Source organism: Kitasatospora sp. NPDC038210, from assembly GCF_055600605.1.
Genome location: NZ_JBVJYK010000003.1, coordinates 391,534 through 416,681, shown reverse-complemented (window position 1 = coordinate 416,681; position 25,148 = coordinate 391,534). Strand labels below are relative to the sequence as shown.

Sequence of the window (25,148 nt, the reverse complement as noted above, 5' to 3'; positions counted from 1 at the left end):
TGACGACCTATTCGACCTGTTCGACGTGCTCGCTGGTGAAGGACCAGCGGTGCACCGGCCGGCCGAGCAGCTCGGCCGGCGGGTCGGCGACCGGCACCGGCGCGCCGCTCCACCAGGTGATCAGGAGCACCCGCTCGCCCGGGGCGGAGAACACTTCGAGGCGCTCAAGACCGGCCGTGCCGCGCACCGCGGGCAGCACCGACTCCCTTACCCAGGCAGCGAGTTCGGCCCCGCGGCCGTCCGCCGCCCGGGCCTCCCACATCGCGGCGACGGTCATCCGGCGCCGCCGCCCAGGGCGTCGTAGGCCTGACCGTGGACGTCCCCGTGCCCGAAGCCCGCGGCCGGCACGTGGACCTCGGTCACCGGCAGCGAGGAGTCGGCGGACAGCTCGAACGCGGACGGCGCGCGGTCGCGCCACACCATCTCGGAGCCCAGCGCCGCCACCATCGCGCCGTTGTCGGTGCACAGGCCCGGCCGCGGCACCCGCAGTCGGATGCCGGCCCGGTCGCAGCGCTGCTGGGCCATCTCGCGCAGTCGCGAGTTGGCCGCCACGCCGCCGCCGATCATCAGGTGGTCGACGCCGTTGTCCTTGCACGCCTTGACGGCCTTGCGGGTGAGCACGTCGGTGACCGCCTCCTGGAAGGACGCCGCCACGTCGGCGATCGGCACCTCCTCGCCGGCCCGGCGCTTGGCCTCCACCCAGCGGGCGACGGCGGTCTTCAGACCGGAGAAGGAGAAGTCGTACGCGGGGTCGTTCCGGCCGCTCAGGCCGCGCGGGAAGGCGATCGCCTTCGGGTCGCCCTCGCGCGCCCTCCGGTCGACCACCGGGCCGCCGGGGAAGCCCAGGCCGAGCACCCGGGCGACCTTGTCGAAGGCCTCGCCGGCCGCGTCGTCGATGGTCGCGCCGAGCGGGCGGACGTCGCTGGTGATGTCCTCGCTGAGCAGCAGCGAGGAGTGCCCGCCGGAGACCAGCAGGGCCATCGTCGGCGAGGGCAGCCGGCCGTGCTCCAGCTGGTCGACGCAGATGTGCGAGGCGAGGTGGTTGACCCCGTACAGCGGCTTGTCCAGCGCCCAGGCGTACGCCTTCGCGGCGCTGACGCCGACCAGCAGCGCGCCGGCCAGGCCGGGGCCGGCCGTGACGGCGATGCCGTCCAGGTCGCTCGCCTTGATCCCGGCGGTGTCCAGGGCGCGCTGGATGGTCGGGACCATCGCCTCCAGGTGGGCGCGGCTGGCGATCTCCGGGACGACGCCGCCGAAGCGGGCGTGGTCGTTGACGCTGGAGGCGACCGCGTCGGCCAGCAGCGTGGTGCCGCGCACGATGCCGACGCCGGTCTCGTCGCAGGAGGTCTCGATGCCGAGGACGAGCGGTTCGTCAGCCATGGCGGGTGTCCTCAATGTCCTTCGGGTCAGTGCTGTCAGTGCTGGGGTGGTCGAGGCGCATCACCAGCGCGTCGACGTTGGCGGGCTGGTAGTAGCCGCGCCGGATGCCCACCGGTTCGAAGCCGTGGCGCTCGTACAGCCGCTGGGCCCGCGGGTTGTCCACCCGCACCTCCAGCAGCAGTTCGGCGCAGCCGCGCCGGGCGGACTCCCGGATCAGGTCGGTGAGCAGCGCCGTGCCGAGGCCGGCGCCCTGGTGCCGGTCGTCGACGGCGATGGTCTGGACGTCGCCCTCGCCGGCGATCGCCATCAGGCCGGCGTAGCCGACGACCGAGCCGTCGGCGGCGGTGGCGACGGTGTAGTGGCGGGTGCCGCCGGGGTGGGTCTCGGCCAGCTCGGACCAGAACATCCCGGTGGACCAGGCGTCCTCGGGGAACAGCCGCAGCTCCAGCTCCATCACCGGCGCGATGTCCCACCAGCGCATCGGGCGCAGGGTGGTGCCGTGGTTCACGCCGGGAGCACCGCCTTGTAGCCCGCCGGCACCTGGGCGTCCGGGCGGCGCAGGTACAGCGGCACGTTCGGCAGCAGCTCGCGCCCGGCGGCCAGCTCGGCGGCGGCGAAGCCGGCCAGGGCCCCGGCGGACACGTGCTCCGGGCCGTGCGCACCCGGGAAGGCGTCCGGGTAGAGCAGCGCGCCGGCGCCGACCGAGCGCGGCGGCACGGTCAGCTCGGCCGGACGGTCCACGCCCGGGCCCTCGGTGCGGCGGCCCTCGGCGTCGTACGAGGCCCAGTAGACCTCCTTGCGGCGCGCGTCGGTGGCCACCGTGAACGGCTGCCCCGCCAGCCCCTCGGCGCGGGCCTGGAAGGCGATCGCGTCCAGGGTGCAGACGCCGTGCACCGGCAGCCCGAGGGCGTGGCCGAGCGCGGCGGCGGTCACCAGGCCGACCCGCAGACCGGTGTACGGGCCCGGGCCGACGCCGACCGCGATGCCGGTCAGCCGGTGCTTGTCCACCCCGGCCGTGCGCAGCACCCGGTCGATCGCGGGCAGCAGCAGTTCGCCGTGGCGCCGGGCGTCGACCTGGTGGGTCTCGGCCAGGACGGCGGTTCCGTCGTGGACGGCGGCGGTGACGGCGGGGGTAGCGGTGTCGAACGCGAGCAGCAGCACGGGTCAAGGTTAGACCGACGTTGGGCCGGCCGGACGATCGGCAGGACGTGCCAACCGGGAACACACATCCGAGGCGCTGCGACCCGGACGGACGGACCTGGCACGATAAGCCCGTACGAAAAGGGACGGCAGCGGGAGCGGCACGTGGCGAAGATGGGTCCTGGAGTGGTGGTCACGGGGCTGACCCTGGGGGCCCTGGCGGTGGTGAGCCTGCTGGCCTTCCAGGCCAACGGCGCCCAGGACCGGGCCGGCGGCGCCAAGCCGACCCCCACCATCACGGCGACGGGCACGGCCACCGCCGCGGCGCCGACCGCCTCGGCCACCCCGACCGTCCCGCCGCTGCCGGCCACCTCGGGCACCGGCATCCGGGTGGTCTACTCGGTGAGCAGCCACTACGTCTGGCTGGTCGACCCGAAGAAGACCCCGCAGGTCGCGGCGGCCTTCCCGGTCACCCCGGGCACGGTCGAGCCCGCCCCGGGCAGCTACGCGGTGTACAGCCGCACGGCGACGGCCACCGGCACGGACGGCCGGCAGATCGAGCACGTGGTGCGCTTCGCGCAGCAGAGCGGCGTGGTGTTCGGCTTCAGCGCGGCGGTGGACGGCACGACCCCGTCGGCCGACCCGAAGACCAAGACCGGTGGCATCCGCAGCGGCCGCACGGACGGGCAGCTGCTCTGGGACTTCGCGCCAAAGGACACCAAGGTGGTCGTGGTCGCCTGAGGCGGCCTTACGCGGCCCGGGGCGCCTGCGTCTCGGGCTCCTCGGCCTGCCCCGGCTCGGGTCCGGGCGGGGTGGACACCGCTTCGGCGGCCGCGCGGGCGGCCAGCAGTGCCCGCATCGGCTCCCCCGGAGCGCAACGGGCGGACTCTCCGGCCCCGGCGGCGCGGACGGCGCGCTCCGGGGCGGGGGTGGTGCTCGACATGGCGCCTCCCTAGTTAGGCAGACCTAACCGCAGCACCCATCCCACCACGCCCGGCACTCCGCCCGCAACATCTTGCCGACAGTCTGTCGGCAAGTCGCCGCGACCCGCCGCTACTCCTGCCCCGCCAGCTTCGCCAGCGCCACGTCCGCCCAGCGCGGACCGATGCCGGTCAGCAGCACCCGGCGCGGATCGTGGTCGTCCCCGTCGGCGGTGTCGCCCAGGGCCCGCTCGATCCGGACCTCCAGCCGGTCCTCGGACAGCCGCTCGACCTTGCCCTCGCCCCACTCGACCACGACCACCGACTCCGGCAGCGAGACGTCCAGGTCGAGGTCCTCCATCTCGTCCAGGTCACCGCCCAGCCGGTACGCGTCCACGTGCACCAGCGCCGGGCCGTCGACCAGCGAGGGGTGCACCCGGGCGATCACGAAGGTCGGCGAGGTCACCGCCCCGCGGACCTGCAGCCCCTCCCCCAGGCCCCGGGTCAGCGTGGTCTTCCCCGCCCCCAGCTCGCCGGAGAGCAGCACCAGGTCCCCCGGCCGCAGCAGCGCGGCCAGCTCCCGGCCGAGCCGGCCCATCCGCTCCGGGGTGGGGACGGTGAGAGTGGCGTGCGAGCCCATGCGCGTGTCTTGCCCTTCGGTCCGTACCGGCGCACCGACCACCGGCCGCCACCGCTACCGTGCCACATCGCCGCCCCCGGGTGCGCCGGGCGGGTGCCGGGCCGGGCGTCGGCAGGCGTCGGGCGGGCGTCAGGCGGGGTCGACGACCGGTTCGGCGGCCGGTCCGGCAGCTGAACCCCCGGTCGTGCCCCCGGCCGGCCCGCGGGTCAGGTCGAGGACGGCCGCGGGCAGCGGTGCGGCCCCCGCGAAGCCGGCGGCCCGGCGCAGCAGCAGCGCCAGCTCGCGGTCGACCAGCTCCGGCCGCTCCAGCATCACCAGGTGCCCGGCGCCCTCGGCCAGCACCAGCTCGGCGCCCGGCAGCCGCTCGGCCATCGCCTCGCTGTGCGCCGAGGGCGTCAGGAGGTCCTTCGTCCCGGCCAGCACCAGGACCGGCAGGTCGCGCAGGGCGGCCAGCGCCTCGTACTTCTCGTGCGCGCCGAACACCGGGTAGAACTCGGCGACCACGTCGATCGGGGTGGCGTCCAGCAGCTGCTCGGCGAAGCGCACCACGCCGGGGTCGACGTCCCGGCTCCCGAAGGAGAACTTCCGGTAGAAGACGGCGGTCAGGTCCGACCCCAGCCGCCGGGTGGCCTCGACCAGGTCGACCTGACGGCCCAGCAGCTTCACCATCCCGGGCGCGACCTTCTTGAACAGCTTCGCGCCGGCCTTGGGCAGGCCGAGGCTGACGTCGTCCCAGTCGCCCGCGAGCGTGCCGATCAGGGCGACCCCGGCGACCCTCTCCCGGAACAGGTCCGGGTACTGGTCGGCCAGCGCCATCACCGTCATGCCGCCCATCGAGTGGCCCACCAGGACCAGCGGCCCGGTCGGCGCGACGGCGTCGACCACGGCCTTCAGGTCGCCGCCCAGCTGGTCGATGCCGGCCGGCTCGCCGGCCAGGTACGAGCGGGAGCGCTCGGAGCGGCCGTGGCTGCGCTGGTCCCAGAAGACCAGCCGCACGCCCTCGCGCAGCGCGGCCCGCTCGAAGTGCCAGCTGTCCTGGTTGAGGCAGTAGCCGTGGCAGAACACGACAGTCAGCGGCTCGGCGCCGGAGCCGTCCGGCTCGGCCCAGCCGGTGCCGTCCAGCTCCACGTACAGCTCGGTGCCGTCCGGCGCGGCCACCGTCCTCGGACGCCCGCGCAGCGAGCCGTACGGGGCGCTCGCGTCCAGCTCGGCCCGGGCCCGGCGGCGCATCGCCCGCCCGACGGTCAGCCGCTCGATCGCCACCCCGGCGGCGGCCCCCGCCGCCAGCACACCGACCGAGATCCCGATCACGCCCGCCCGGCTCACCCCGGAGGCCGCGCCGGCCGCCTTGGCGACCGCCGCGACCGTTCCGTCCCCGGTCGGCGCGTCGGTCATGCCGGCGTGTCCCCGGTGTGGCTGCCGCCCAGGTAGCGGCGCGGCACCCGGGCGCCGATCCGGGTGACGATCTCGTACGCGATGGTCCCGCAGGCGCGGGCCCAGTCCTCGGCGGTCGGCTCGCCGCGCTCGCCGCTGCCGAACAGCAGCGCCTCGTCGCCGATCGCGGGGGCGTCCCCGCCGAGGTCCACGACGAACTGGTCCATCGCGACCCGGCCGGCCACCGTGCGCCACTTGCCGCCGATCTGCACCGGGCCGGTACCGCTGGCGTGCCGGGGGACGCCGTCGCCGTAACCGAGCGGGACCAGGCCCAGGGTGGTCGGGCCGGGCGTCGTGTAGTGGTGGCCGTAGCTGACCCCGTGCCCGCCGGGGACCTCCTTGACCAGCGCCAGCCGCGCCGCGAGCGACATCACCGGGCGCAGCCCGAAGTCGGCCGGCGAGCCCACCTCGGGCACCGGCGAAAGCCCGTACGCGGCCAGGCCGGTGCGGACCAGGTCGAAGTGCGACTCGGGCAGCAGCAGGGTGGCGGGCGAGTTCGCCAGGTGCCGCACCTCGGGGCGCAGCCCGGCCGCCTCGGCCTCGGCCAGCGCGGTGCGGTAGGAGTCCAGCTGGGCCTGGATCGACGGGTGGCCGGGCTCGTCGGCGGCCGCGAAGTGCGACCAGACGCCGACCACGGTGAGCAGCCCTTCGACCTCGGCGCGCCGGGCTGCGGCCACCAGCCGCGGCCAGTCGTGCGGCTGGCAGCCGTTGCGGCCGAGGCCGGTGTCGGCCTTCAGGTGCACGCGCGCCGGGATACCGGTCTCGCGCACGGCCGGAAGCAGTTCGTCCAGCGCCCACCGGCCGCTGACCGAGATGTCCAGGCCGGCCCGGAGCGCCTCGCGCCACGGCCCGCCGGGCGTCCACAGCCAGCACAGGATGCGGGCGTGCTCCGGGCGGATGCCCGCGGCCCGCAGCGCCAGCGCCTCGTCGGGCGTCGCGCAGCCGAGCCAGCCGACCCCGTTCGCGACCGCCTCGCGGGCACACTCGACCGCGCCGTGGCCATAGGCGTTCGCCTTGACCGCGAGCATCACCGCCGCGCCGCCGACGCGCTCGCGCAGCGCCGCGAGGTTGCCGCGCAGGGCGCCGAGATCGATGGTCGCCTCGGCCCGTACGCCGTCGGTCAGGGGGGCGGTGCCGATCGTGTTCGCAGTTGTCATCAGGGTCAGTCTCCCAGACGTCCCGGAGTCCTCGCCGAACGGCCCATCGGCGCGGCGGCCGACGACCGGGCCCCGCCCGCCGCACCACCCCGCGGCGAACCGCTCGTCACCCCCCTCTCGGACGCGGTCGGCGGAGCCTTCGGTTCCGCTCCCGGCCGCGGCGCGCTACCCCGCACGGACCGCCCGCCACACCGCCGGCAGCGCCTCCGCCACCGCCAGGGCGGTCACCGGTGCGCCCGGCTCCCCCGCCGCCTCGCGGCCGGCCAGGCCGTGCAGGTAGGCGGCCACCGACGCGGCGTCCAGCGGCGGGAGGCCCGCCGCCAGCAGTGAGCCCGCCAGCCCGGCCAGGACGTCTCCGCTGCCCGCGGTGGCGAGCCAGGAGGTGCCGGTGGGGTTCACCCGGACGGCCCCGCCCGGGTCGGCGACCACCGTCGTGGAGCCCTTGAGCAGGACGGTCGCGCGGTAGGCCGCCGCCAGCCGCCGGGCGGTGGTCAGCCGGCTGGCGGCCAGGTCGTCGGCGGCCGGCGGCGCGGTGCCCTCGGCGCCGGCGAGCAGCCGGGCGGCCTCGCCGGTGTGTGGGGTCAGCAGGGTGGGTGCGGTGCGGCCGGCCAGCGCCTCCGGGCCGAGCCGGCCCAGCTCGGTCAGGCCGTCCGCGTCCACCAGCACCGGGACGTCGCCGGCCAGTGCCTCGGCCAGCGCCTGCCGCGCCCCCTCGCCGCCGCCCGGCCCGACCACCCAGGCCTGCACCCGGCCGGCCCCGGCCGGCCCGCCCTCGGTGACCAGCGTCTCCGGGAAGCGCCGCACCACCTCCTCGGCCGCCGTGCCGACGTACCGGACGGCGCCCGCACCGCCGCGCAGCGCCCCGGCGACCGCCAGCAGCGCCGCCCCCGGGTAGGTCGCCGACCCGGCCGCCACGCCGACCACGCCGCGCCGGTACTTGTCGCTCTCCACGCCCGGCCGCGGCAGCAGCGCCGCCACGTCCGCGTGCTGCAGGGCCGTGACGCCCGCCTCCGGCAGCTCCAGCCCGATGCCGACCAGGTGCACTGCGCCCGTGTACGACGCCCCCGGGTCGATCAGCAGGCCGGGCTTGTACGTGCCGAAGCAGACCGTGACGTCCGCGCGCAGCGCCGCGCCCGGCACCTCGCCGGTGTCGGCGTCCACCCCGCTGGGCAGGTCGACCGCGACCACCACCCCGCGCCGCCCGGCCTCCGCGTACGGCCGGGCCCCGGGACGCAGCCCGCCCCGGCCGCCGATGCCGACGATCCCGTCCAGCACCAGGTCCGCACGCGAGAAGTCGGCCAGGCCGACGCCCTGCTCCGCCGTCACCCGTCCGCCGGACGCCCGCAGCGCGGCCAGCCCGCCCTCGTGCGCCCGTTCCGGCGCGAGCAGCACCGCCGTCACCCGCGCCCCGCGCCGGGCCAGCGCGGCCCCGGCGTACAGGGCGTCACCCCCGTTGTCCCCGCTGCCGGCCAGCACCACCACCCGGCTGCCGTACACCCGCCCCCGACGCCGGGTCAGCAGCCGCGCGCACGTCGCCGCCAGCCCCGCGGCCGCCCGCTGCATCAACGTCCCCTCCGGCAGCCGCGCCATCGACGCGGCCTCGGCGGCCCGGACGGTTTCCACAGGGTGTGCATGACGCATGGCGGGGCTCCTCCGGCCGTCGACGTACGGACGACGCTAGCCCGCGTCACCGCCCCGCGGGTGCCGGGCCTGCGGCACACTTTCGAGTGACAACCACTTCGATCCCCCACCGGTGCCGGTCCGTGCGCCTACTTTGTGGCCCGGCACGGACCCACAGGAGGGAGAAGGGCCATGGTCGCCATGCCAGCAGTCGAGGGCCCGCTGGGCCGGGACGGCCTCCTTCAGGCGTTCCTGGAACTGGACACACCGCCTGGTTACAAGGCCGAGCTCATCGAAGGGGAGATCGTCGCGACGCCACCGCCGGACGGAGAACACGAGACCGCGTTCTCCCTGCTGAACCGGCAGTTCATGCGCAAGGCCGAGGCCGAGTTCGACCTGTCCGGCAACAAGGGGCTGATCGTGCCGACCGGCCGGTTCATCCCCGACGGCACCGTCAGCCCGGTCGGACACTTCCTGAACGCCGGTTCCTGGGCGGACGCCTCCGGTGTACTCCTCGTCTTCGAGGTCACGTCCACCAGTCCGCACCGGGACCGCGAACAGAAACGCCGCGGGTACGCCGCCGCCGGCATCCCCTGCTACCTGCTGGTCGACCGGAGCGCGGGCACGGTCACCCTGTTCACCGCCCCCGAGGGGGAGGACTACACGGAGAAGGAGCCGGTCCCGTTCGGCAAGTCGATCGACCTGCCCGCCCCGTTCTCCTTCACGCTCGACACGGCGCCCCTGCGGTAGGACGCAGCCACCGCAGGGGCGCCGTTGCCGACGGGCGTGGAACTACTCGACGGTGACCGACTTCGCCAGGTTGCGCGGCTGGTCGACCTCGTGGCCCTTGGCCGTGGCCAGCTCGCAGGCGAAGACCTGGAGCGGGACGGTGGAGACCAGCGGCTGGAGCAGGGTCGGGGTGACCGGGATGCGGATCAGGTGGTCCGCGTACGGCACGACGGCCTCGTCGCCCTCCTCGGCGATCACGATCGTGCGGGCGCCACGGGCCCGGATCTCCTGGATGTTGGAGACGATCTTGTCGTGCAGGATCGACCGCCCGCGCGGCGAGGGCACGACCACCACGACCGGCAGCCCCTCCTCGATCAGCGCGATCGGGCCGTGCTTGAGCTCGCCCGCCGCGAAGCCCTCGGCGTGCATGTACGCCAGCTCCTTGAGCTTGAGCGCGCCCTCCAGGGCCACCGGGAAGCCGACGTGGCGGCCGAGGAACAGCACCGAGCGGGCGTCGGCCAGCGAGCGGGCCAGCTCGCGCACCGGCTCCATGGTCTCCAGGACCTGCTCGACCTGCTTCGGCGCGTCGCCGAGCTCCTTGATGACGGCGAAGATCTCGTCGCCCCACTTGGTGCCGCGCACCTGGCCCAGGTAGAGGGCGACCAGGTAGCAGGCGACCAGCTGGGTCAGGAACGCCTTGGTCGAGGCGACCGCGACCTCCGGACCGGCGTGCGTGTACAGCACGGCGTCCGACTCGCGCGGGATGGTGGAGCCGTTGGTGTTGCAGATCGCCAGCACCTTGGCGCCCTGCTCACGGGCGTGCCGCAGGGCCATCAGGGTGTCCATGGTCTCGCCGGACTGCGAGATGGCGATGACCAGCGTCCCCGGGCCCATGATCGGGTCGCGGTAGCGGAACTCGGACGCGACCTCGACCTCGCAGGGGATGCGGGTCCAGTGCTCGATCGCGTACTTGGCGATCATGCCGGCGTGGAAGGCGGTGCCGCACGCGACGATGACGACCTTGTCGACCGACCGCAGGTCGGCGTCTGAGATCCGCAGCTCGTCGAGGGTGAGCCGGCCGTCGGTGCCGATCCGGCCGAGCAGGGTGTCGGCGACGGCCTTCGGCTGCTCGGCGATCTCCTTGAGCATGAAGTAGTCGTAGCCGCCCTTCTCGGCGGCGGAGGCGTCCCAGTCGACGTGGTACTCGCGCACGTCGGCCGGGGTGCCGTCGAAGTTCGTGACGGTCACGCCGTCCTTGCGCAGCTCGACGACCTGGTCCTGGCCCAGCTCGATCGCCTCGCGGGTGTGCGCGATGAAGGCGGCGACGTCCGAGGCGAGGAAGTTCTCGCCCTCACCGCGGCCGACGACCAGCGGCGAGTTGCGGCGGGCACCGACGACGACGTCCGGCGCGTCGGCGTGCACGGCGACCAGGGTGAAGGCACCCTCCAGCCGACCGCAGACCGCCCGCATCGCCTCGGCGAGGTCGCCCTGGTAGGCCTCGCCCAGCAGGTGGGCGACGACCTCGGTGTCCGTCTCCGACCGGAGGGTGTGGCCGCGCTCGGCGATCTCGGCGCGCAGCTGCGCGAAGTTCTCGATGATGCCGTTGTGCACCACGGCGACCCGCAGGTCGTCGTCCAGGTGGGGGTGGGCGTTGGCGTCCGTCGGGCCGCCGTGGGTGGCCCAGCGGGTGTGGCCGATGCCGGTGGTGCCGCCGGGCAGAGGGGACTCGGCGAGCGACTTCTCCAGGTTGGCGAGCTTTCCGGCCCGCTTGTCGGTCGACAGGCTCCACTGCCCGTCGGAGTCCTGAACCTGCACCGCGACACCGGCCGAGTCGTAACCCCGGTACTCCAGGCGCTGCAGGCCTGCGATTACTACGTCGAGGGCGGACTGCGCGCCCACGTATCCAACAATTCCGCACATGCGTGCCAGCATAAGGGCGGTTCTGTGGCCGTATTCCCGCCTCCCGCGAACGCTGCGTGACCGACACCACAACCACCGTGAACGCCGCTACGGCTCACAATGGAGCATGTGCTGACCGAACTCTGTACGCGGGGCGCCGCCACGCCCGGCCCGTCCCCGTCCCCCTACGTGGATCTCAGCCGGGCCGAATGGAGCGCGCTGCGCGAGCGCACGCCGCTGCCGCTGACCGCCGAGGAGGTGGAGCAGCTGCGCGGCCTCGGCACCGCCCTCGACCTCGACGAGGTGCGTGACGTCTACCTGCCGTTGTCGCGCCTGCTGAACCTGTACATCCACGCGACGCACGAACTGCGCGGCGCCGTGGGCACGTTCCTGGACACCCCGGACACCGAACGCACCCGGACCCCGTTCATCATCGGGGTGGCCGGATCGGTCGCGGTCGGCAAGTCGACCACCGCGCGCCTCCTCCAGGCGCTGCTCGCCCGCTGGCCCGAGCACCCCCGGGTCGAACTGGTCACCACCGACGGCTTCCTGCTCCCCAACGCCGAGCTGCGCCGGCGCGGCCTGATGGCCCGCAAGGGCTTCCCCGAGTCGTACGACCGCCGGGCGCTGATGCGCTTCGTCGCGGACGTGAAGGCGGGCAAGGAGCGCGTCAGCGCGCCGGTCTACTCGCACCTGGTGTACGACATCGTGCAGGACGAACGGCTGACCGTGGAGCGCCCGGACATCCTGATCGTCGAGGGCCTGAACGTGCTCCAGCCGGCCCTGCCGGGCACCGACGGCCGCACCCGCCTCGCGGTGGCCGACTACTTCGACTTCTCGATCTACGTCGACGCCCGGACCGACGACATCGAGCACTGGTACCTGGACCGCTTCAGGAAACTGCGTCAGACCGCCTTCCAGGACCCGAACTCCTACTTCCGCCGCTTCACCGAGGTGCCGGAGGAGGAGGCGATGGAGTACGGCCGGCAGGTCTGGCGCACCATCAACAAGCCGAACCTGCTGGAGAACGTGCTGCCGACCCGCGGCCGGGCCACCCTGATCCTGCAGAAGGGCCAGGACCACAAGGTCCGCCGGGCGCTGCTGCGCAAGCTCTGAGCGCACGACGAAGGGGCCCCGCCGCACCGGCGGGGGCCCTCCGCACGTCCGGGCTCGGCCCGGGGTCCGGGCTCAGCCCAGGTGGGTGCGCACGGCCTCGGCCAGGGTCTGCGCGACCGCCTCGGCCTGCACCGGGTCGGCGGCCTCGACCATCACGCGGACCAGCGGCTCGGTGCCCGACGGGCGCAGCAGCACCCGGCCGGTGGAGCCCAGCTCGGCCTCGGCCCCGGCGACCGCGGCGGCCAGCTCGGTGCTGGTCCTCACCCGGGACTTGTCGACGCCCTTGACGTTGATCAGGACCTGCGGCAGCCGGGTCATCACGGCGGCCAGGTCGGCCAGCGGCTGCTTGGTGGCGGCCAGGCGGGCGCCCAGCATCAGGCCGGTCAGGGTGCCGTCGCCGGTGGTGGCGTGGTCCAGCAGGATGACGTGGCCGGACTGCTCGCCGCCCAGTGCGAAGCCGTGCTCCTTCATGGCCTCCAGCACGTAGCGATCGCCGACGGCGGTCTCGACCAGCTCGATGCCCTCGCGCTCCATCGCCAGCTTGAAGCCGAGGTTGGACATCACGGTGGCCACCGCGGTGTTGCCGCGCAGGGTGCCGGCCTCCTTCATGGCCACGGCGAGGATGGCGATGATCTGGTCGCCGTCCACCTCGTCACCGTCGGCGTCGGCGGCCAGGCAGCGGTCGGCGTCGCCGTCCAGGGCGATGCCGAGGTCGGCCTTGTGCTCCTTCATCGCGGTGCGCAGGCGGTCCAGGTGGGTGGAGCCGACGCCGTCGTTGATGTTGAGACCGGTGGGCTCGGCCCCCAGGGTGTGGACGACCTCGGCGCCGGCCCGGGCGAAGGCCTCGGGGGCGACGTAGGCGGCCGCGCCGTGGGCGCCGTCGATGACGACCTTGACGCCGTCCAGGCGGTTGGGCAGTACGCCGATCAGGTGGGCGACGTACTTGTCGAAGCCCTCGGTGTACTCGCGGACCCGGCCGACGGCGGCGCCGGTCGGGCGCTTCCAGTCCTCCTCGCCGACCGTGTGCTTGCGGTAGTGGGCCTCGATCGCGTCCTCGATCCGGTCGTCCAGCTTGTGGCCGCCCCGGGCGAGGAACTTGATGCCGTTGTCCGGCATGGCGTTGTGGCTGGCGGACAGCATCACGCCGAAGTCGGCACCGAGCGCGCCGGTGAGGTACGCCACGGCCGGGGTGGGCAGGACACCGACCCGCAGGACGTCGACTCCGGCGCTCGCCAGACCGGCGATGACGGCGGCCTCCAGGAACTCGCCCGAGGCACGCGGGTCACGGCCGACCACCGCGACCGGCCGGTGGCCGTCGAAGGCGCCGGCCTCTCCGAGCACGTGCGCCGCGGCGACGGACAGCCCGAGCGCGAGCTCCGCCGTCAGTCCCTCGTTGGCCACCCCGCGTACGCCGTCCGTACCGAAGAGTCGTCCCACTGTCCCGTCCTCCATCACCACTGCTCGGAACCACCGATGATCCCGGCCGCCGCACAGTAGCCGGGGAACACGTCGCCCCGGAGTACGCGTGGTACTCCGGGGCGACGGTTGTGCGCATCCAGGGGGTGCGCCGCCAGGGCGGACCGCACCCCCTGGGACGCGATTAGCGCTTGCTGTACTGCGGCGCCTTGCGGGCCTTCTTCAGACCGGCCTTCTTGCGCTCGACGGCGCGGGCGTCACGGGTCAGGAAGCCGGCCTTCTTCAGCGCGCCGCGGTTGTTGTCCACGTCGGCCTCGTTCAGGGCACGGGCGACGCCGAGGCGCAGCGCGTAGGCCTGGCCGGACACGCCGCCACCGCTGATGCGGGCGACGACGTCGTAACGGCCGTCCAGCTCCAGGAGCTTGAAGGGCTCGTTCACGGTCTGCTGGTGCACCTTGTTGGGGAAGTAGTCCTCAAGGGTGCGACCGTTGATCTTCCACTGGCCGGTGCCGGGGACGATGCGCACGCGGGCGATCGCCTCCTTGCGACGGCCCAGGCCGGCGCCGGGGACGGCCTCGCCGAAGCGGCCGGCCAGCGACTCGGAGGTGTAGCTCTCCTCGGAGGTGTACTCGCCCTCGACGACGGTCTCGTCGAAGTCGACCTCAAGGGTTTCAGTGGTCTCGGCCACGGTGTTCCTCAGCTCTTTTCAGTGTTGGGGGGCTTGGTGGCCGAATTACTGCGCGACCTGGGTGATCTCGAACGGCACCGGCTGCTGGGCAGCGTGCGGGTGCTGGTCGCCCGAGTAGACCTTCAGCTTCGAGAGCATCTGACGGCCCAGGCTGTTCTTGGGGATCATGCCCTTGATGGCCTTCTCGACGGCCTTCTCCGGGTTGTTCGCCAGCAGGTCGTCGTAGCGCACCGAGCGCAGACCGCCCGGGAAGCCCGAGTGGCGGTAGGCCAGCTTCTGGGTCTTCTTGTTACCGGACAGGTGCACCTTGTCGGCGTTGATGATGATGACGAAGTCACCAGTGTCAACGTGCGGCGCGTAGATCGCCTTGTGCTTGCCCCGGAGGAGGTTGGCGGCCTGGGAAGCCAGGCGGCCGAGCACGACGTCGGTCGCGTCGATGACGTGCCACTGACGCTGGACGTCGCCGGGCTTGGGGCTGTACGTACGCACGGTCGTAGCCTTCGCTTTTCAGTGAGTGAGTCCTGACAGGAGCACCCGGACGGAAGATCAGCCTGGTCAACCTTGGACGCAATTCAAGGGGGACCGCTGGTCGTCGACCTGATGTCTCCGGCGTACCGACCTCTCACGTGAGATAGAGCGAGCCAATACGCACATCAAGCGTCCAGGTTACCGGCACGATCCTGAGGGGTCAAAAATCGCCGTGGACCCCCCTGGCCGTCACTCAGCGTTCGCGCTCCACCCGGGTCACGTCCCAGACCGGATCCGACGACTCGAACACCTTGCCGTCGGCCCCGAAGACCAGGAAGCGGTCGAAGGTCTTGGCGAACCAGCGGTCGTGGGTCACGCACAGCACGGTGCCCTCGAAGGCCTCCAGGCCGGCCTGCAGCGCCTCGGCGCTCTCCAGGTCCAGGTTGTCGGTCGGCTCGTCGAGCAACAGGGCCGTCACACCGGAGAGTTCGAGCTTGAGGATCATCAGCCGGGCCTGCTGCCCACCGGACAGCGACTCGAACTTCTGCTCCTCCTGGCGGTCCAGCTCGTACCGCCGCAGCGCACCCATCGCGGCGCCGCGGCTGAGCGCGTGCTCCTCCTCCACGATCGAGCGGACGGTACGGCCGAACAGCTCCGGGTGGGCGTGGGTCTGCCGGAAGTGGCCGGGGACGACCCGGGCACCGAGCTTCCAGTCGCCGGTGTGCTCGACCGTCGTGTCGCCGGCCAGCAGCCGCAGCAGGTGCGACTTGCCGGCGCCGTTGGCCCCCAGCACGCCGACCCGCTCGCCGTAGAAGACCTCCAGGTCGAAGGGCTGCATCAGCCCGGTGAGCTCCAGCCGCTCCATGGTGAAGGCGCGCACTCCGGTGCGCCCGCCCTTGAGCCGCATGGTGATGCTCTGCTCGCGCGGCGGCGCCTCGGGCGGGCCGGCGTCCTCGAACTTCTTCAGCCTGGTCTGGGCGGCGGAGTAGCGGGAGGCCATGTCGTGGCTGACGGAAGCGGCCTGGCGCAGGGTGACGACCAGCTTCTTGAGCTTGGCGTGTTCCTCGTCCCAGCGGCGGCGCAGTTCCTCGAAGCGCTCGAAGCGCGCCTTGCGGGCCTCGTGGAAGGTGTCGAAGCCGCCGCCGTGCACCCAGACGCTGCTGCCGGCGGCGCCCGACTCGACGCTGATGATCTTGTCGGCGGTGCGGGAGAGCAGCTCGCGGTCGTGCGAGATGTACAGGACGGTCTTCGAGGTGGCCTTGATGGCCTCCTCCAGCCAGAGCTTGGCGGGGACGTCCAGGTAGTTGTCGGGCTCGTCGAGGAGCAGCACCTCCTCCGGCCCGCGCAGCAGCGCCTCCAGCACGAGCCGCTTCTGCTCGCCGCCGGAGAGGGTGTTCAGACCGCGCCACTGGGCCTTGTCGAAGGGCATGCCGAGGGCCGCCATGGTGCAGACGTCCCAGTCGGTCTCGTAGTCGTAGCCGCCGACGTCGGCCCAGTCGGAGAGGGCCTGGGCGTAGGCCATCTGGGTCTTCTCGTCGTCCTGGGCGATCATCGCCAGCTCGGCGGCGTCCACCGCGCGGGCGGCCACCGCGATCCGCTCGGGGGCGACCGACACCAGCAGGTCGCGCACGGAGGCGTCGGCCGGCAGCGCGCCCGGCGTGGACTGCTGGTCCTCGCGGCCGGTGGTGCCCACGAACTGACGCATCACGCCGAGCCCGCCGCTGATCGTCACCGAGCCGCCGTGCGGCTGGAGGTCTCCCGCGATCATCCGCAGCAGGGTGGTCTTGCCCGCGCCGTTCGCGCCGACCAGGGCGACCGCGGCGCCCTCGCCGACCCGGAAGGACGCGTCGTCGAACAGCACCCGCCCGTCCGGCAAGTAGTACTCAAGGTGCGAAATCTCGACGTGTCCCATGAGGAGGATTGTCCCAAGCGGGCGCCCCCGGCCAAAACGGATTACGTCACAGCGGGCTGCCCCGGGAGGGTGCGCATCCGCCGGGCCGCCCGGTTGCGCTCGGCCAGCTGGTCGTCCGGCGGGTAGCCGACCTCCTCCAGCGTCAGCCCGTACGGCCGGATCACGTTGACGGCGGAGTTGCGCACCCCGCCGGCCAGCACCTCGCCGGGGAACTCCACCGGCCGGTGCCCGTCGCCGACCAGCAGCATGGCGCCCACCAGCGCCCGGACCATGTTGTGGCAGAAGGCGTCCGCCCGGACGGTGGCGACCGCGAGCGAGCCCTCCTGGGCGGCGTACGGGTCCACCGGGACGCGGTCCCAGCGCAGCTCCAGCAGGGTGCGGATGGTGGTGGCGCCCTCGCGCTTCTTGCAGTACGCGGCGAAGTCGTGCTCGCCGAGCAGCAGCTCCGCCGCGGCGTTCATCCGGTCCAGGTCCAGCGGGCGGTCGTGCCAGAGCACGTGCCCGCGCAGCAGCGGGTCCACCCCGCCCGGGTGGTCGGCGACCCGGTACGCGTACCGGCGCCAGACGGCCGAGAAGCGGGCGTCGAACCCGGCCGGCGCCTCGCCGACCCGGTAGATCCGGACGTCCCCGGGAAGCCGGCCGGCCAGCCGGCGCAGCAGCTTCTCCCGGTGGGCCTCCCACAGCTCCGCCGGCAGGTCGACGTGCGCGACCTGGCCGCGGGCGTGCACCCCGGCGTCGGTGCGGCCGGCCACGGTCAGCGGGAACAGCTCCGGGCTGCGGGTGACGATCTGCAGTGCGGTCTCGATCTCCTCCTGGACCGTCCGGCGGCCGCCCTTCTGGCGGGCCCAGCCGGAGAACTCGGCGCCCTGGTAGGCGAGGTCGAGCCGGACCCGGACGTACCCGTCCGCCGGACCGTCCTTCACCGGCGGCTGCTCGGCGCAATCGTTGACCACTTGCTCCTGCTCCTACGAATAAGGAACGGGCCCGCTCCCCCATCGCTGGGAGAGCGGGCCCGCACTACACCTGGAGGTGTCAGGCCTGCTCGGCGGCCTCGACCTCGGCGGTCTCGGTGGCCTCGACCTTGGCGTCGGCCTCCTTGACGGCACGCTTGGTGGCGGCCTCGGCCTCACCCACGGCGGTCTGCGCGACGGTCAGCGCCTCGACCAGCTCGATCACGGCCATCGGGGCGTTGTCGCCACGACGGGGACCGATCTTGGTGATGCGGGTGTAGCCACCCGGGCGGTTCTCGTAGCGCGGCGCGATCTCGGTGAAGAGGGTGTGCAGCACGGCGATGTCGGTGATCGTCTTGCGGACCAGGCGACGGTTGTGGATGTCGCCCTTCTTCGCCTTGGTGATCAGCTTCTCCGCCAGCGGGCGCAGGCGACGGGCCTTGGCCTCGGTGGTGGTGATGCGGCCGTACTGGAACAGCTCACGGGCCAGACCGGCGAGCAGCAGCGGCTCGTGGTGCGGGCCACCGCCCAGACGGGCACCCTTGGTGGGACGCGGCATGGAATTACTCCTCGAATCTCCGACTGCGGCCGTACCAGGTACCGCAGCGGGCGTACGGGCACTGTGCCCGCACGACTTTCACGACGACGGGGGCGGTTCCGGGGAACCGCCCCCGCGGTCAAGTCTCTCAGTACTGCTCGGTCTCCGCGTAACCCGCGTCGTCCAGGTCGTCGGCGCCGAAGGCGTCGGCGGCGGCGGTCGGGTCGAACCCGGGCGGGCTGTCCTTCAGGGCCAGGCCCATGCCGGCCAGCTTCGCCTTGACCTCGTCGATCGACTTCGCACCGAAGTTGCGGATGTCGAGCAGGTCGGCCTCGGAGCGGGCGACGAGCTCACCCACGGTGTGGATGCCCTCGCGCTTGAGGCAGTTGTAGGAGCGGACGGTGAGCTCCAGCTCCTCGATCGGCAGCGCCAGGTCGGCGGCCAGGGCGGCGTCCGTCGGGGACGGGCCCATGTCGATGCCCTCGGCGTCGATGTTCAGCTCGCGGGCGAGGCCGAACAGCTCCACCAGGGTCTTGCCGGCCGAGGCCATGGCGTCGCGCGGACGCATGGCGGGCTTGGTCTCGACGTCGACGATCAGCTTGTCGAAGTCGGTCCGCTGCTCGACACGGGTGGCCTCGACCTTGTAGGTGACCTTCAGCACGGGGCTGTAGATCGAGTCGACCGGGATGCGGCCGATCTCCTGGCCGGAGGCCTTGTTCTGGACGGCGGAGACGTAGCCGCGACCGCGCTCGACGGTCAGCTCCATCTCCAGCTTGCCCTTGCCGTTCAGCGTGGCGAGGACCAGCTCGGGGTTGTGCACCTCGACACCCGCCGGCGGGGCGATGTCGGCGGCGGTGACGACACCCGGGCCCTGCTTGCGCAGGTACATCACGACCGGCTCGTCGTGCTCCGAGGAGACGACCAGCTGCTTGATGTTGAGGATGAGGTCGGTCACGTCCTCCTTGACGCCCGGCACGGTGGTGAACTCGTGCAGGACGCCGTCGATGCGGATGCTGGTGACAGCGGCACCCGGGATCGACGACAGGAGCGTGCGGCGCAGGGAGTTGCCGAGGGTGTAGCCGAAGCCCGGCTCCAGCGGCTCGATCACGAACCGCGAGCGGAACTCGTCGACGACCTCTTCGGTCAGCGAAGGACGCTGAGCGATAAGCATGGGGAGGTTCCTCCAGTTGTCTTCGGCACCCACTATTTGATGCCGACAGGACCAAGCGTACGGGGTCCCGCGCGCTGTGTTGATTCAGACTGCGTGGGACCCCGTACGAGGTTTAAAGCAGGGACTGCGGTGCCCGAAGGCGCTGCGTCAGACGCGGCGGCGCTTCGGCGGACGGCAGCCGTTGTGCGGGGTGGGGGTGACGTCCTGGATCGAGCCGACCTCCAGGCCGGTGGCCTGGAGCGAACGGATCGCGGTCTCGCGGCCGGAGCCCGGACCCTTCACGAAGACGTCGACCTTGCGCATGCCGTGCTCCTGCGCGCGACGGGCAGCGGCCTCGGCGGCCATCTGCGCGGCGAACGGGGTGGACTTGCGCGAGCCCTTGAAGCCGACGTGGCCGGCGGAGGCCCAGGAGATCACGTTGCCCGACGGGTCGGTGATCGAAACGATGGTGTTGTTGAACGTGCTCTTGATGTGCGCGTGGCCGTGAGCGACGTTCTTCTTTTCCTTGCGGCGGATCTTCTTCGCGCCGGCAGCCTGACGACCCTTGGGGGGCATAAGTCTGTTCTCCTACTGAGGTGGTCGGTCCGCTGACCCGCGGGCCGGAGGGATGTCCGGTTACGGGACGGACTACTTCTTGCCCGGCTTCTTCTTGCCGGCGATCGCGCGACGCGGGCCCTTGCGGGTACGCGCGTTGGTGTGGGTGCGCTGGCCGCGGACCGGCAGGCCACGGCGGTGACGCAGACCCTCGTAGCAGCCGATCTCGACCTTGCGGCGGATGTCGGCGGCCACCTCACGGCGGAGGTCACCCTCGACCGTGTAGTTGGCGTCGATGTACTGGCTCAGCTTGACCAGGTCTTCCTCGGTGATGTCGCGAACGCGGACATCCGGGTTGACGCCGGTCTCGGCGAGGGTCTGCTGGGCGCGGGTACGGCCGATGCCGTACACGTAGGTGAGGGCGATCTCGATCCGCTTCTCACGGGGGAGATCAACGCCGGCGAGGCGTGCCATTCAAGGCTCCTGTGATTCTTCAGAGGTCTTGCGTGCTACCTACTCCGACACCTCACGGTGAGGGAGCCCCGGCCTCTGACCGGGGGCGGCAGTCCGTTCCGGACGGAACGGATCGGGTAGCCAGCTCATGACGTTTTCGCGTCGCGCGAAGTACTACGAGAAATGCTGGGGAGAGATCAGCCCTGGCGCTGCTTGTGGCGCAGGTTGTCGCAGATCACCATGACCCGGCCGTGACGGCGGATCACCTTGCACTTGTCGCAGATCTTCTTGACGCTCGGCTTGACCTTCATGTTTCAGGTTCTCCGGGTCTAGATCTGACGTTCTTACTTGTAGCGGTAGACGATCCGGCCGCGCGTGAGGTCGTAGGGGCTGAGCTCCACGACGACCCGGTCGTCCGGCAGGATGCGGATGTAGTGCATGCGCATCTTGCCACTGATGTGCGCGAGGACCTTGTGACCGTTCTGCAGCTCGACCTTGAACATCGCGTTCGGAAGAGACTCGATCACGGTGCCCTCGATCTCAATGGCGCCTTGCTTCTTAGCCATGAACTGCGAGATCCACCTTCCGGGACCGGCTACCGTATGCGGAACGCTCGTGCGAACCTGGGTTCACCCCGCCCCCGAGGGGAAGAGGGCGTGCTGAAGCACGCTACGAGTGAGCCGACGGTCCATCCTACGCCAGCGCGTCCGGTGGACCAAAACGGGGGTCCCGGAAAGCGGTACCCGTCACACCTGCTACGTCAGACCCCCGCGGACACCGTCAGCGGCTCGACGTGCGCGGTGCAGGCCGAGCAGCGGCGGGCGGCCTGGGGGATCTCGGTGAGGCACTCGGGGCACGGGCGCTTCGCGACCTTCGGCTTCTTCGGCAGGTAGCGCTCGGTCGCCTTGGTGATCGGCAGCACCACGCAGAAGTACAGCACCGCGGCGGTCATGACGAAGGCGATCACGACGTTGAGGAACTGACCGTAGGGGAAGGTGACCCCGGCCACCGTCGCCTTGTACGAGCTGAAGTCGCCGGCCGCGCCGACCACCACGCCCACCAGCGGGGTGAGGAAGGCGGACACGAAGCCGGTCACCACCGCGGTGAACGCGGCACCGATGACCACACCGACGGCCATGTCGACGACGTTGCCGCGCATCATGAAGTCGCGGAATCCCTTGAGCACGTGCTCTCTCCTGCTCGCTCGCAAACCGGTACTGCTGACCACTACCAGCCGATAAAAATAGGACAAAAGCCCTGGAGGTCCAAACCTCCAGGGCTCTGATCCCTTGTCAGCGGCGGCGGTCCGGGCCGCCGCGACTACGCGAGCGGGTCCGGAGCTGCGGTGATGCCCAGCTTCGCCAGTTCGGCCTTGCCGCCGTCGAAGGCGGTCAGGACCAACGGGCCCTGCTCGGTCACGGCCACCGAGTGCTCCCAGTGCGAGGCCCAGGTGCCGTCGTTGGTGACGACCGTCCACTCGTCGTCCAGGACGGTGGTGTGCGGGGTGCCCAGCGAGACCATCGGCTCGATCGCCAGCACGGTGCCGGGGATCAGCTTCGGGCCCTTGCCGCGGCCGCGCTCGACGTAGTTCAGGACGTGCGGCTCCATGTGCATCGCGGTGCCGATGCCGTGGCCGCCGTAACCCTCGGTGATGCCCCACTTGCCCTTCGGCGGCAGCGGCTGGCGGCGGATGAAGCCCTCGATCGCCTTGGAGACGTCGACCAGGCGGTTGCCCTTCTTCATCTGGGCGATGCCGGCCCACATCGAGCCCTCGGTGACCCGGCTCAGCATCTCGACCTCGGGGCGGACCTCGCCGACCGCCACGGTGATCGCCGAGTCGCCGTGCCAGCCGTCCAGGATGGCGCCGCAGTCGATCGAGATGATGTCGCCCTCCTGCAGCGCCCGGTCACCGGGGATGCCGTGCACGACCTCGTTGTTCACCGAGGCGCAGATCACGCCCGGGAACCAGAGGCCGCCGTGGTGGGCGCGGAAGTTCGAGGTGGCGCCGTGGTCGGTGATGACCTTGTCCGCGATGTCGTTGAGCTCCTGGGTGGTCACCCCCGGAGCGACCGCCTCGCGGCAGGCCTTGAGGGCCTCGGCGACGACCAGCCCGGCCGCTCGCATCTTCGCGATCTGCTCGGGGGTCTTGATCTCCACCATCTGGTCACGCCTTCCAAGTCCGGATTACCACTGCCTACAACCGTACGACGCCGAAACGGCCGGGCCACCCGCTGGGCGGGCGACCCGGCCGTACCGTCGTACGTTCGCCGAGAGACTCAGCTGTCCTGCTTCAGCGCCTCGATCGCGCGGGCGGTGACCTCGTCCACCTTGCCGAGGGCCGGGATGGTCACCAGGAGACCCTGCTCCTTGTAGTAACCGATGATCGGCTCGGTCTCCGTGTGGTAGACCTCCAGGCGCGTGCGCACCTTGTCCTCGGTGTCGTCCGAGCGCTGGTACAGCTCGCCGCCGCACTCGTCGCAGACGCCCTCGGCCTTCGGCGGGTTGTAGTCCACGTGGAACACGTGGCCACCGTCGTTGCGGCACAGGCGGCGGCCGGCGATCCGGCGGACGACCTCGTCCTCGGGGACCTCCAGGTCCAGCACGCCGTCCAAGTTGATGCCCTGCTCGGCGAGGAACTCGTCCAGCGCCTTGGCCTGGCCCAGGTTGCGGGGGAAGCCGTCGAGCAGGAAGCCGTTGGCGGCGTCCTCCTGGAGCATGCGGTCCTTGGCCATCCCGATGGTGACCTCGTCCGGTACCAGACGGCCCGCGTCCATGTAGCTCTTGGCCTCAAGCCCCAGCGGGGTGCCCTGGCCGATGTTGGCGCGGAAGAGGTCGCCGGTGGAGATGTGGGGAATGGACAGGGTCTTGGCGAGCAGGTGCGCCTGAGTACCCTTCCCGGCCCCGGGAGGACCAACGAGGACGATACGCATCAGCGGAGGAACCCTTCGTAATTGCGCTGCTGGAGCTGGCTCTCGATCTGCTTAACAGTTTCGAGTCCGACGCCGACGACGATGAGAACGCTGGTGCCGCCGAACGGGAAGTTGGTCTGCTGTCCGAAGGCGACCAGGGCGATCATCGGGATCAACGCGATCAGGCCCAGGTAGAGCGAACCCGGCCACGTGATTCGGGTCAGCACGTAGTTCAGGTACTCGGCCGTCGGCCGGCCGGCCCGGATGCCCGGGATGAACCCACCATACTTCTTCATATTGTCGGCAACTTCTTCGGGGTTGAAGGAGATGGCGACGTAGAAGAACGCGAAGAAGACGATCAGCAGGAAGTAGGTGGCCATGTAGATCGGGTGGTCACCCTTGACGAAGTTCGTCCGGATCCACGTGGCCCAGCCCGCCTGGCTGTTGGTCAGCTGGACCACCAGGGCGGGGATGTAGAGCAGCGACGAGGCGAAGATGACCGGGATGACACCGGCCTGGTTCACCTTGAGCGGGATGTAGGTCGAGGTGCCGCCGAACGCCCGGCGGCCGATCATCCGCTTCGCGTACTGGACCGGGATCCGGCGCTGGGCCTGCTCGACGAAGATGACGAGCATCACGACGACGATGCCGACCGCGACCACGGACAGGAACTCGACCCAGCCGTCGCCGATGGTGCCGGACTGCTTGATCGCCCACATCGAGGACGGGAACTGGGCCGCGATCGAGGTGAAGATCAGCAGCGACATGCCGTTGCCGATGCCGCGGTCCGTGATCAGCTCGCCCAGCCACATGATCACCGTGGTGCCGGCGGTCATCGTGAGGACCATGACGGCGATCCGGAAGACGCCGGTGTCCGGGACGATCTGGTTGGCCAGCGGGCAGCCGGAGAACAGCGCACCGCTGGAGGCCGTCGCGACGATGCCGGTGCCCTGGAGCACGGCGAGCGCGATGGTCAGGTAGCGGGTGTACTGGGTGATCTTGGCCTGGCCGGCCTGGCCCTCCTTCTTCAGCATCTCCAGTCGCGGGATCACGACGGTGAGGAGCTGGAGGATGATGCTCGCCGTGATGTACGGCATGATGCCGAGGGCGAAGATCGTCAACTGGAGGAGCGCGCCACCGCTGAACAGGTTGACGAGCCCGAAGAGGCCGCTGTTCTTGGTCTCCTTCACGCACTCGTTCACGGCGGTGAAGCTCACGCCAGGAATCGGAATGTGCGAGCCCAGCCGGAACAGCACCATGATGCCCAGCGTGAACAGCAGCTTCTTGCGCAGGTCGGGCGTCTGGAACGCCCGCGCGAACGCACTGAGCACGGTGCCTCCTGCGCCTCCCGCGCGTCGTCGGCGGGAGGGTCGGTCCTGAATGGGGAGTTTGCGGTTCGGGCCCCCGTACAGACGGCACAGGCGAGCCTACGCGCAGCCTACAAGGGAACTCCACGGACTCTAACAGTGCGCGGCCACTCCGAAGAAGCGCGTACGGCCCGTCCCCCACTCACGGGGTACGGGATGCCCGGATTTGCCACACAAAAAACGACCGGAAAATGGCACGGGCCCCGCACCTCCCGGAGGAGGTGCGGGGCCCGAAAGCGGTATTCAGCGGGCTCAGACGAGCTCGGTGACCGTACCGCCGGCGGCCTTGATCTTCTCGGCGGCCGAGCCGGAGACGGCGTCGACCGTCACCTGCAGCGCAACCGAGACCTCGCCGGTGCCGAGCACCTTGACGAGGGAGTTCTTGCGAACCGCGCCCTTCGCGACCAGGTCCTCGACCGTGACCTCGCCACCCTGCGGGTAGAGCTCGGCCAGCTTGTCGAGGTTCACGACCTGGAACGTGATCTTGAACGGGTTCTTGAAGCCCTTCAGCTTCGGCAGGCGCATGTGGAGCGGCATCTGGCCACCCTCGAAGCGCTGCGGAACCTGGTAGCGGGCCTTGGTGCCCTTGGTACCACGACCAGCGGTCTTACCCTTGGAACCCTCACCACGACCCACGCGGATCTTGTCGGTCTTGGCACCCGGGGCGGGACGCAGGTTGTGGATCTTGATCGGGTTGTCGCCCATGA

At 71.5% G+C, this 25,148-nt stretch carries 29 protein-coding genes; 3 read left to right on the top strand and 26 right to left on the bottom strand.

From position 1 onward, the window contains the following. Nucleotides 1–7 precede the first annotated feature (7 nt). From ACZ7KX_RS08430 to tsaB, 4 genes are read right to left on the bottom strand one after another with little or no spacing between them, the layout of a single operon-like run. The gene (locus ACZ7KX_RS08430; protein ID WP_470325829.1) at nucleotides 8–277 is read right to left on the bottom strand and encodes a hypothetical protein; all 270 of its coding nucleotides are present in this window, start codon (nucleotides 275–277) and stop codon (nucleotides 8–10) included. Further along, nucleotides 274–1,380 (bottom strand): tRNA (adenosine(37)-N6)-threonylcarbamoyltransferase complex transferase subunit TsaD, encoded by a 1,107-nt coding sequence (gene tsaD / locus ACZ7KX_RS08425; protein ID WP_350519933.1) that lies wholly within the window; start codon nucleotides 1,378–1,380, stop codon nucleotides 274–276. Before tsaD ends, ACZ7KX_RS08430 begins: the two co-directional genes overlap by 4 nt. After that, the gene (gene rimI / locus ACZ7KX_RS08420) at nucleotides 1,373–1,861 is read right to left on the bottom strand and encodes a ribosomal protein S18-alanine N-acetyltransferase (protein WP_350520093.1); all 489 of its coding nucleotides are present in this window, start codon (nucleotides 1,859–1,861) and stop codon (nucleotides 1,373–1,375) included. Before rimI ends, tsaD begins: the two co-directional genes overlap by 8 nt. A 23-nt stretch (nucleotides 1,862–1,884) precedes the next feature. Continuing rightward, the gene (gene tsaB, locus ACZ7KX_RS08415) at nucleotides 1,885–2,541 is read right to left on the bottom strand and encodes a tRNA (adenosine(37)-N6)-threonylcarbamoyltransferase complex dimerization subunit type 1 TsaB (protein WP_470325828.1); all 657 of its coding nucleotides are present in this window, start codon (nucleotides 2,539–2,541) and stop codon (nucleotides 1,885–1,887) included. 153 nt (nucleotides 2,542–2,694) lie between these two features. On the opposite strand from tsaB, the gene ACZ7KX_RS08410 reads away from it, so the two are divergent. After that, a complete protein-coding gene (locus ACZ7KX_RS08410) occupies nucleotides 2,695–3,261 on the top strand; it encodes a hypothetical protein (RefSeq protein WP_470325926.1) in 567 nt (188 codons plus the stop codon). Nucleotides 3,262–3,268: 7 nt separating this feature from the next. Here ACZ7KX_RS08410 and ACZ7KX_RS08405 read toward each other — a convergent pair whose 3' ends face one another. From ACZ7KX_RS08405 to ACZ7KX_RS08385, 5 genes are all read right to left on the bottom strand, one after another. Beyond that, on the bottom strand, nucleotides 3,269–3,463 hold the full coding sequence (locus ACZ7KX_RS08405) for a hypothetical protein (RefSeq protein ID WP_470325827.1): 195 nt from the start codon (nucleotides 3,461–3,463) through the stop codon (nucleotides 3,269–3,271). Between the two features lie 110 nt (nucleotides 3,464–3,573). After that, nucleotides 3,574–4,080, bottom strand: a complete 507-nt coding sequence (gene tsaE / locus ACZ7KX_RS08400; protein ID WP_470325826.1) for a tRNA (adenosine(37)-N6)-threonylcarbamoyltransferase complex ATPase subunit type 1 TsaE — start codon at nucleotides 4,078–4,080, stop codon at nucleotides 3,574–3,576. A 129-nt stretch (nucleotides 4,081–4,209) separates the two neighbouring features. Continuing rightward, complete coding sequence (locus ACZ7KX_RS08395) at nucleotides 4,210–5,475, bottom strand: alpha/beta fold hydrolase (protein WP_470325825.1); 1,266 nt, start codon at nucleotides 5,473–5,475, stop codon at nucleotides 4,210–4,212. After that, nucleotides 5,472–6,671: an alanine racemase gene (gene alr / locus ACZ7KX_RS08390; RefSeq protein WP_470325824.1), complete on the bottom strand. Its 1,200-nt coding sequence runs from the start codon at nucleotides 6,669–6,671 to the stop codon at nucleotides 5,472–5,474. The genes ACZ7KX_RS08395 and alr overlap by 4 nt, the downstream gene beginning before the upstream one ends. A gap of 165 nt (nucleotides 6,672–6,836) precedes the next feature. Then, complete coding sequence (locus tag ACZ7KX_RS08385) at nucleotides 6,837–8,312, bottom strand: NAD(P)H-hydrate dehydratase (protein WP_470325823.1); 1,476 nt, start codon at nucleotides 8,310–8,312, stop codon at nucleotides 6,837–6,839. A 171-nt stretch (nucleotides 8,313–8,483) separates the two neighbouring features. On the opposite strand from ACZ7KX_RS08385, the gene ACZ7KX_RS08380 reads away from it, so the two are divergent. Beyond that, on the top strand, nucleotides 8,484–9,041 hold the full coding sequence (locus ACZ7KX_RS08380) for a Uma2 family endonuclease (RefSeq protein ID WP_470325822.1): 558 nt from the start codon (nucleotides 8,484–8,486) through the stop codon (nucleotides 9,039–9,041). A 42-nt stretch (nucleotides 9,042–9,083) separates the two neighbouring features. On the opposite strand, the gene glmS is transcribed toward ACZ7KX_RS08380, so the two are convergent. Further along, nucleotides 9,084–10,940, bottom strand: coding sequence for a glutamine--fructose-6-phosphate transaminase (isomerizing) (glmS, locus tag ACZ7KX_RS08375; RefSeq protein ID WP_350519925.1), 1,857 nt, complete (start codon nucleotides 10,938–10,940; stop codon nucleotides 9,084–9,086). Nucleotides 10,941–11,039: 99 nt separating this feature from the next. Between glmS and coaA the strand changes: the two genes are divergently transcribed. Next, nucleotides 11,040–12,035: a type I pantothenate kinase gene (gene coaA / locus ACZ7KX_RS08370; RefSeq protein ID WP_350519924.1), complete on the top strand. Its 996-nt coding sequence runs from the start codon at nucleotides 11,040–11,042 to the stop codon at nucleotides 12,033–12,035. A gap of 72 nt (nucleotides 12,036–12,107) precedes the next feature. Here coaA and glmM read toward each other — a convergent pair whose 3' ends face one another. From glmM to rplO, 16 genes are all read right to left on the bottom strand, one after another. Continuing rightward, entirely contained in the window at nucleotides 12,108–13,472 is a 1,365-nt protein-coding gene (gene glmM / locus ACZ7KX_RS08365) for a phosphoglucosamine mutase (protein WP_470325821.1), read from the bottom strand. Between the two features lie 163 nt (nucleotides 13,473–13,635). Further along, nucleotides 13,636–14,139, bottom strand: a complete 504-nt coding sequence (rpsI, locus tag ACZ7KX_RS08360) for a 30S ribosomal protein S9 (RefSeq protein WP_350519922.1) — start codon at nucleotides 14,137–14,139, stop codon at nucleotides 13,636–13,638. Nucleotides 14,140–14,184: 45 nt separating this feature from the next. Beyond that, on the bottom strand, nucleotides 14,185–14,628 hold the full coding sequence (gene rplM / locus ACZ7KX_RS08355; protein WP_030055846.1) for a 50S ribosomal protein L13: 444 nt from the start codon (nucleotides 14,626–14,628) through the stop codon (nucleotides 14,185–14,187). A gap of 232 nt (nucleotides 14,629–14,860) precedes the next feature. Further along, on the bottom strand, nucleotides 14,861–16,519 hold the full coding sequence (locus ACZ7KX_RS08350) for an ABC-F family ATP-binding cassette domain-containing protein (protein WP_396549194.1): 1,659 nt from the start codon (nucleotides 16,517–16,519) through the stop codon (nucleotides 14,861–14,863). 41 nt (nucleotides 16,520–16,560) lie between these two features. Next, nucleotides 16,561–17,472 (bottom strand): tRNA pseudouridine(38-40) synthase TruA, encoded by a 912-nt coding sequence (gene truA / locus ACZ7KX_RS08345; protein ID WP_470325820.1) that lies wholly within the window; start codon nucleotides 17,470–17,472, stop codon nucleotides 16,561–16,563. Between the two features lie 79 nt (nucleotides 17,473–17,551). Continuing rightward, nucleotides 17,552–18,028, bottom strand: a complete 477-nt coding sequence (gene rplQ / locus ACZ7KX_RS08340) for a 50S ribosomal protein L17 (RefSeq protein ID WP_470325819.1) — start codon at nucleotides 18,026–18,028, stop codon at nucleotides 17,552–17,554. A gap of 127 nt (nucleotides 18,029–18,155) precedes the next feature. Continuing rightward, nucleotides 18,156–19,178 carry a DNA-directed RNA polymerase subunit alpha gene (locus ACZ7KX_RS08335; RefSeq protein ID WP_030055844.1) on the bottom strand — a complete coding sequence of 341 codons (1,023 nt, stop codon included), beginning with the start codon at nucleotides 19,176–19,178 and terminating at the stop codon, nucleotides 18,156–18,158. Nucleotides 19,179–19,325: 147 nt separating this feature from the next. Continuing rightward, entirely contained in the window at nucleotides 19,326–19,733 is a 408-nt protein-coding gene (rpsK, locus tag ACZ7KX_RS08330) for a 30S ribosomal protein S11 (protein WP_014136257.1), read from the bottom strand. A gap of 72 nt (nucleotides 19,734–19,805) precedes the next feature. Further along, complete coding sequence (gene rpsM / locus ACZ7KX_RS08325; RefSeq protein WP_030259703.1) at nucleotides 19,806–20,186, bottom strand: 30S ribosomal protein S13; 381 nt, start codon at nucleotides 20,184–20,186, stop codon at nucleotides 19,806–19,808. 176 nt (nucleotides 20,187–20,362) lie between these two features. Continuing rightward, complete coding sequence (gene rpmJ / locus ACZ7KX_RS08320; RefSeq protein WP_003956441.1) at nucleotides 20,363–20,476, bottom strand: 50S ribosomal protein L36; 114 nt, start codon at nucleotides 20,474–20,476, stop codon at nucleotides 20,363–20,365. A 33-nt stretch (nucleotides 20,477–20,509) separates the two neighbouring features. Next, nucleotides 20,510–20,731 carry a translation initiation factor IF-1 gene (gene infA / locus ACZ7KX_RS08315; protein WP_003956442.1) on the bottom strand — a complete coding sequence of 74 codons (222 nt, stop codon included), beginning with the start codon at nucleotides 20,729–20,731 and terminating at the stop codon, nucleotides 20,510–20,512. A 194-nt stretch (nucleotides 20,732–20,925) separates the two neighbouring features. Beyond that, on the bottom strand, nucleotides 20,926–21,351 hold the full coding sequence (gene mscL, locus ACZ7KX_RS08310; protein ID WP_396549189.1) for a large conductance mechanosensitive channel protein MscL: 426 nt from the start codon (nucleotides 21,349–21,351) through the stop codon (nucleotides 20,926–20,928). Nucleotides 21,352–21,485: 134 nt separating this feature from the next. Continuing rightward, complete coding sequence (map, locus tag ACZ7KX_RS08305) at nucleotides 21,486–22,325, bottom strand: type I methionyl aminopeptidase (protein WP_470325818.1); 840 nt, start codon at nucleotides 22,323–22,325, stop codon at nucleotides 21,486–21,488. A gap of 116 nt (nucleotides 22,326–22,441) precedes the next feature. Next, nucleotides 22,442–23,095 carry an adenylate kinase gene (locus ACZ7KX_RS08300; protein ID WP_350519916.1) on the bottom strand — a complete coding sequence of 218 codons (654 nt, stop codon included), beginning with the start codon at nucleotides 23,093–23,095 and terminating at the stop codon, nucleotides 22,442–22,444. Continuing rightward, entirely contained in the window at nucleotides 23,095–24,405 is a 1,311-nt protein-coding gene (gene secY / locus ACZ7KX_RS08295) for a preprotein translocase subunit SecY (protein WP_350519915.1), read from the bottom strand. The genes ACZ7KX_RS08300 and secY overlap by 1 nt, the downstream gene beginning before the upstream one ends. A gap of 288 nt (nucleotides 24,406–24,693) precedes the next feature. After that, nucleotides 24,694–25,146 (bottom strand): 50S ribosomal protein L15, encoded by a 453-nt coding sequence (gene rplO / locus ACZ7KX_RS08290; RefSeq protein ID WP_030280790.1) that lies wholly within the window; start codon nucleotides 25,144–25,146, stop codon nucleotides 24,694–24,696. Nucleotides 25,147–25,148 lie beyond the last annotated feature (2 nt).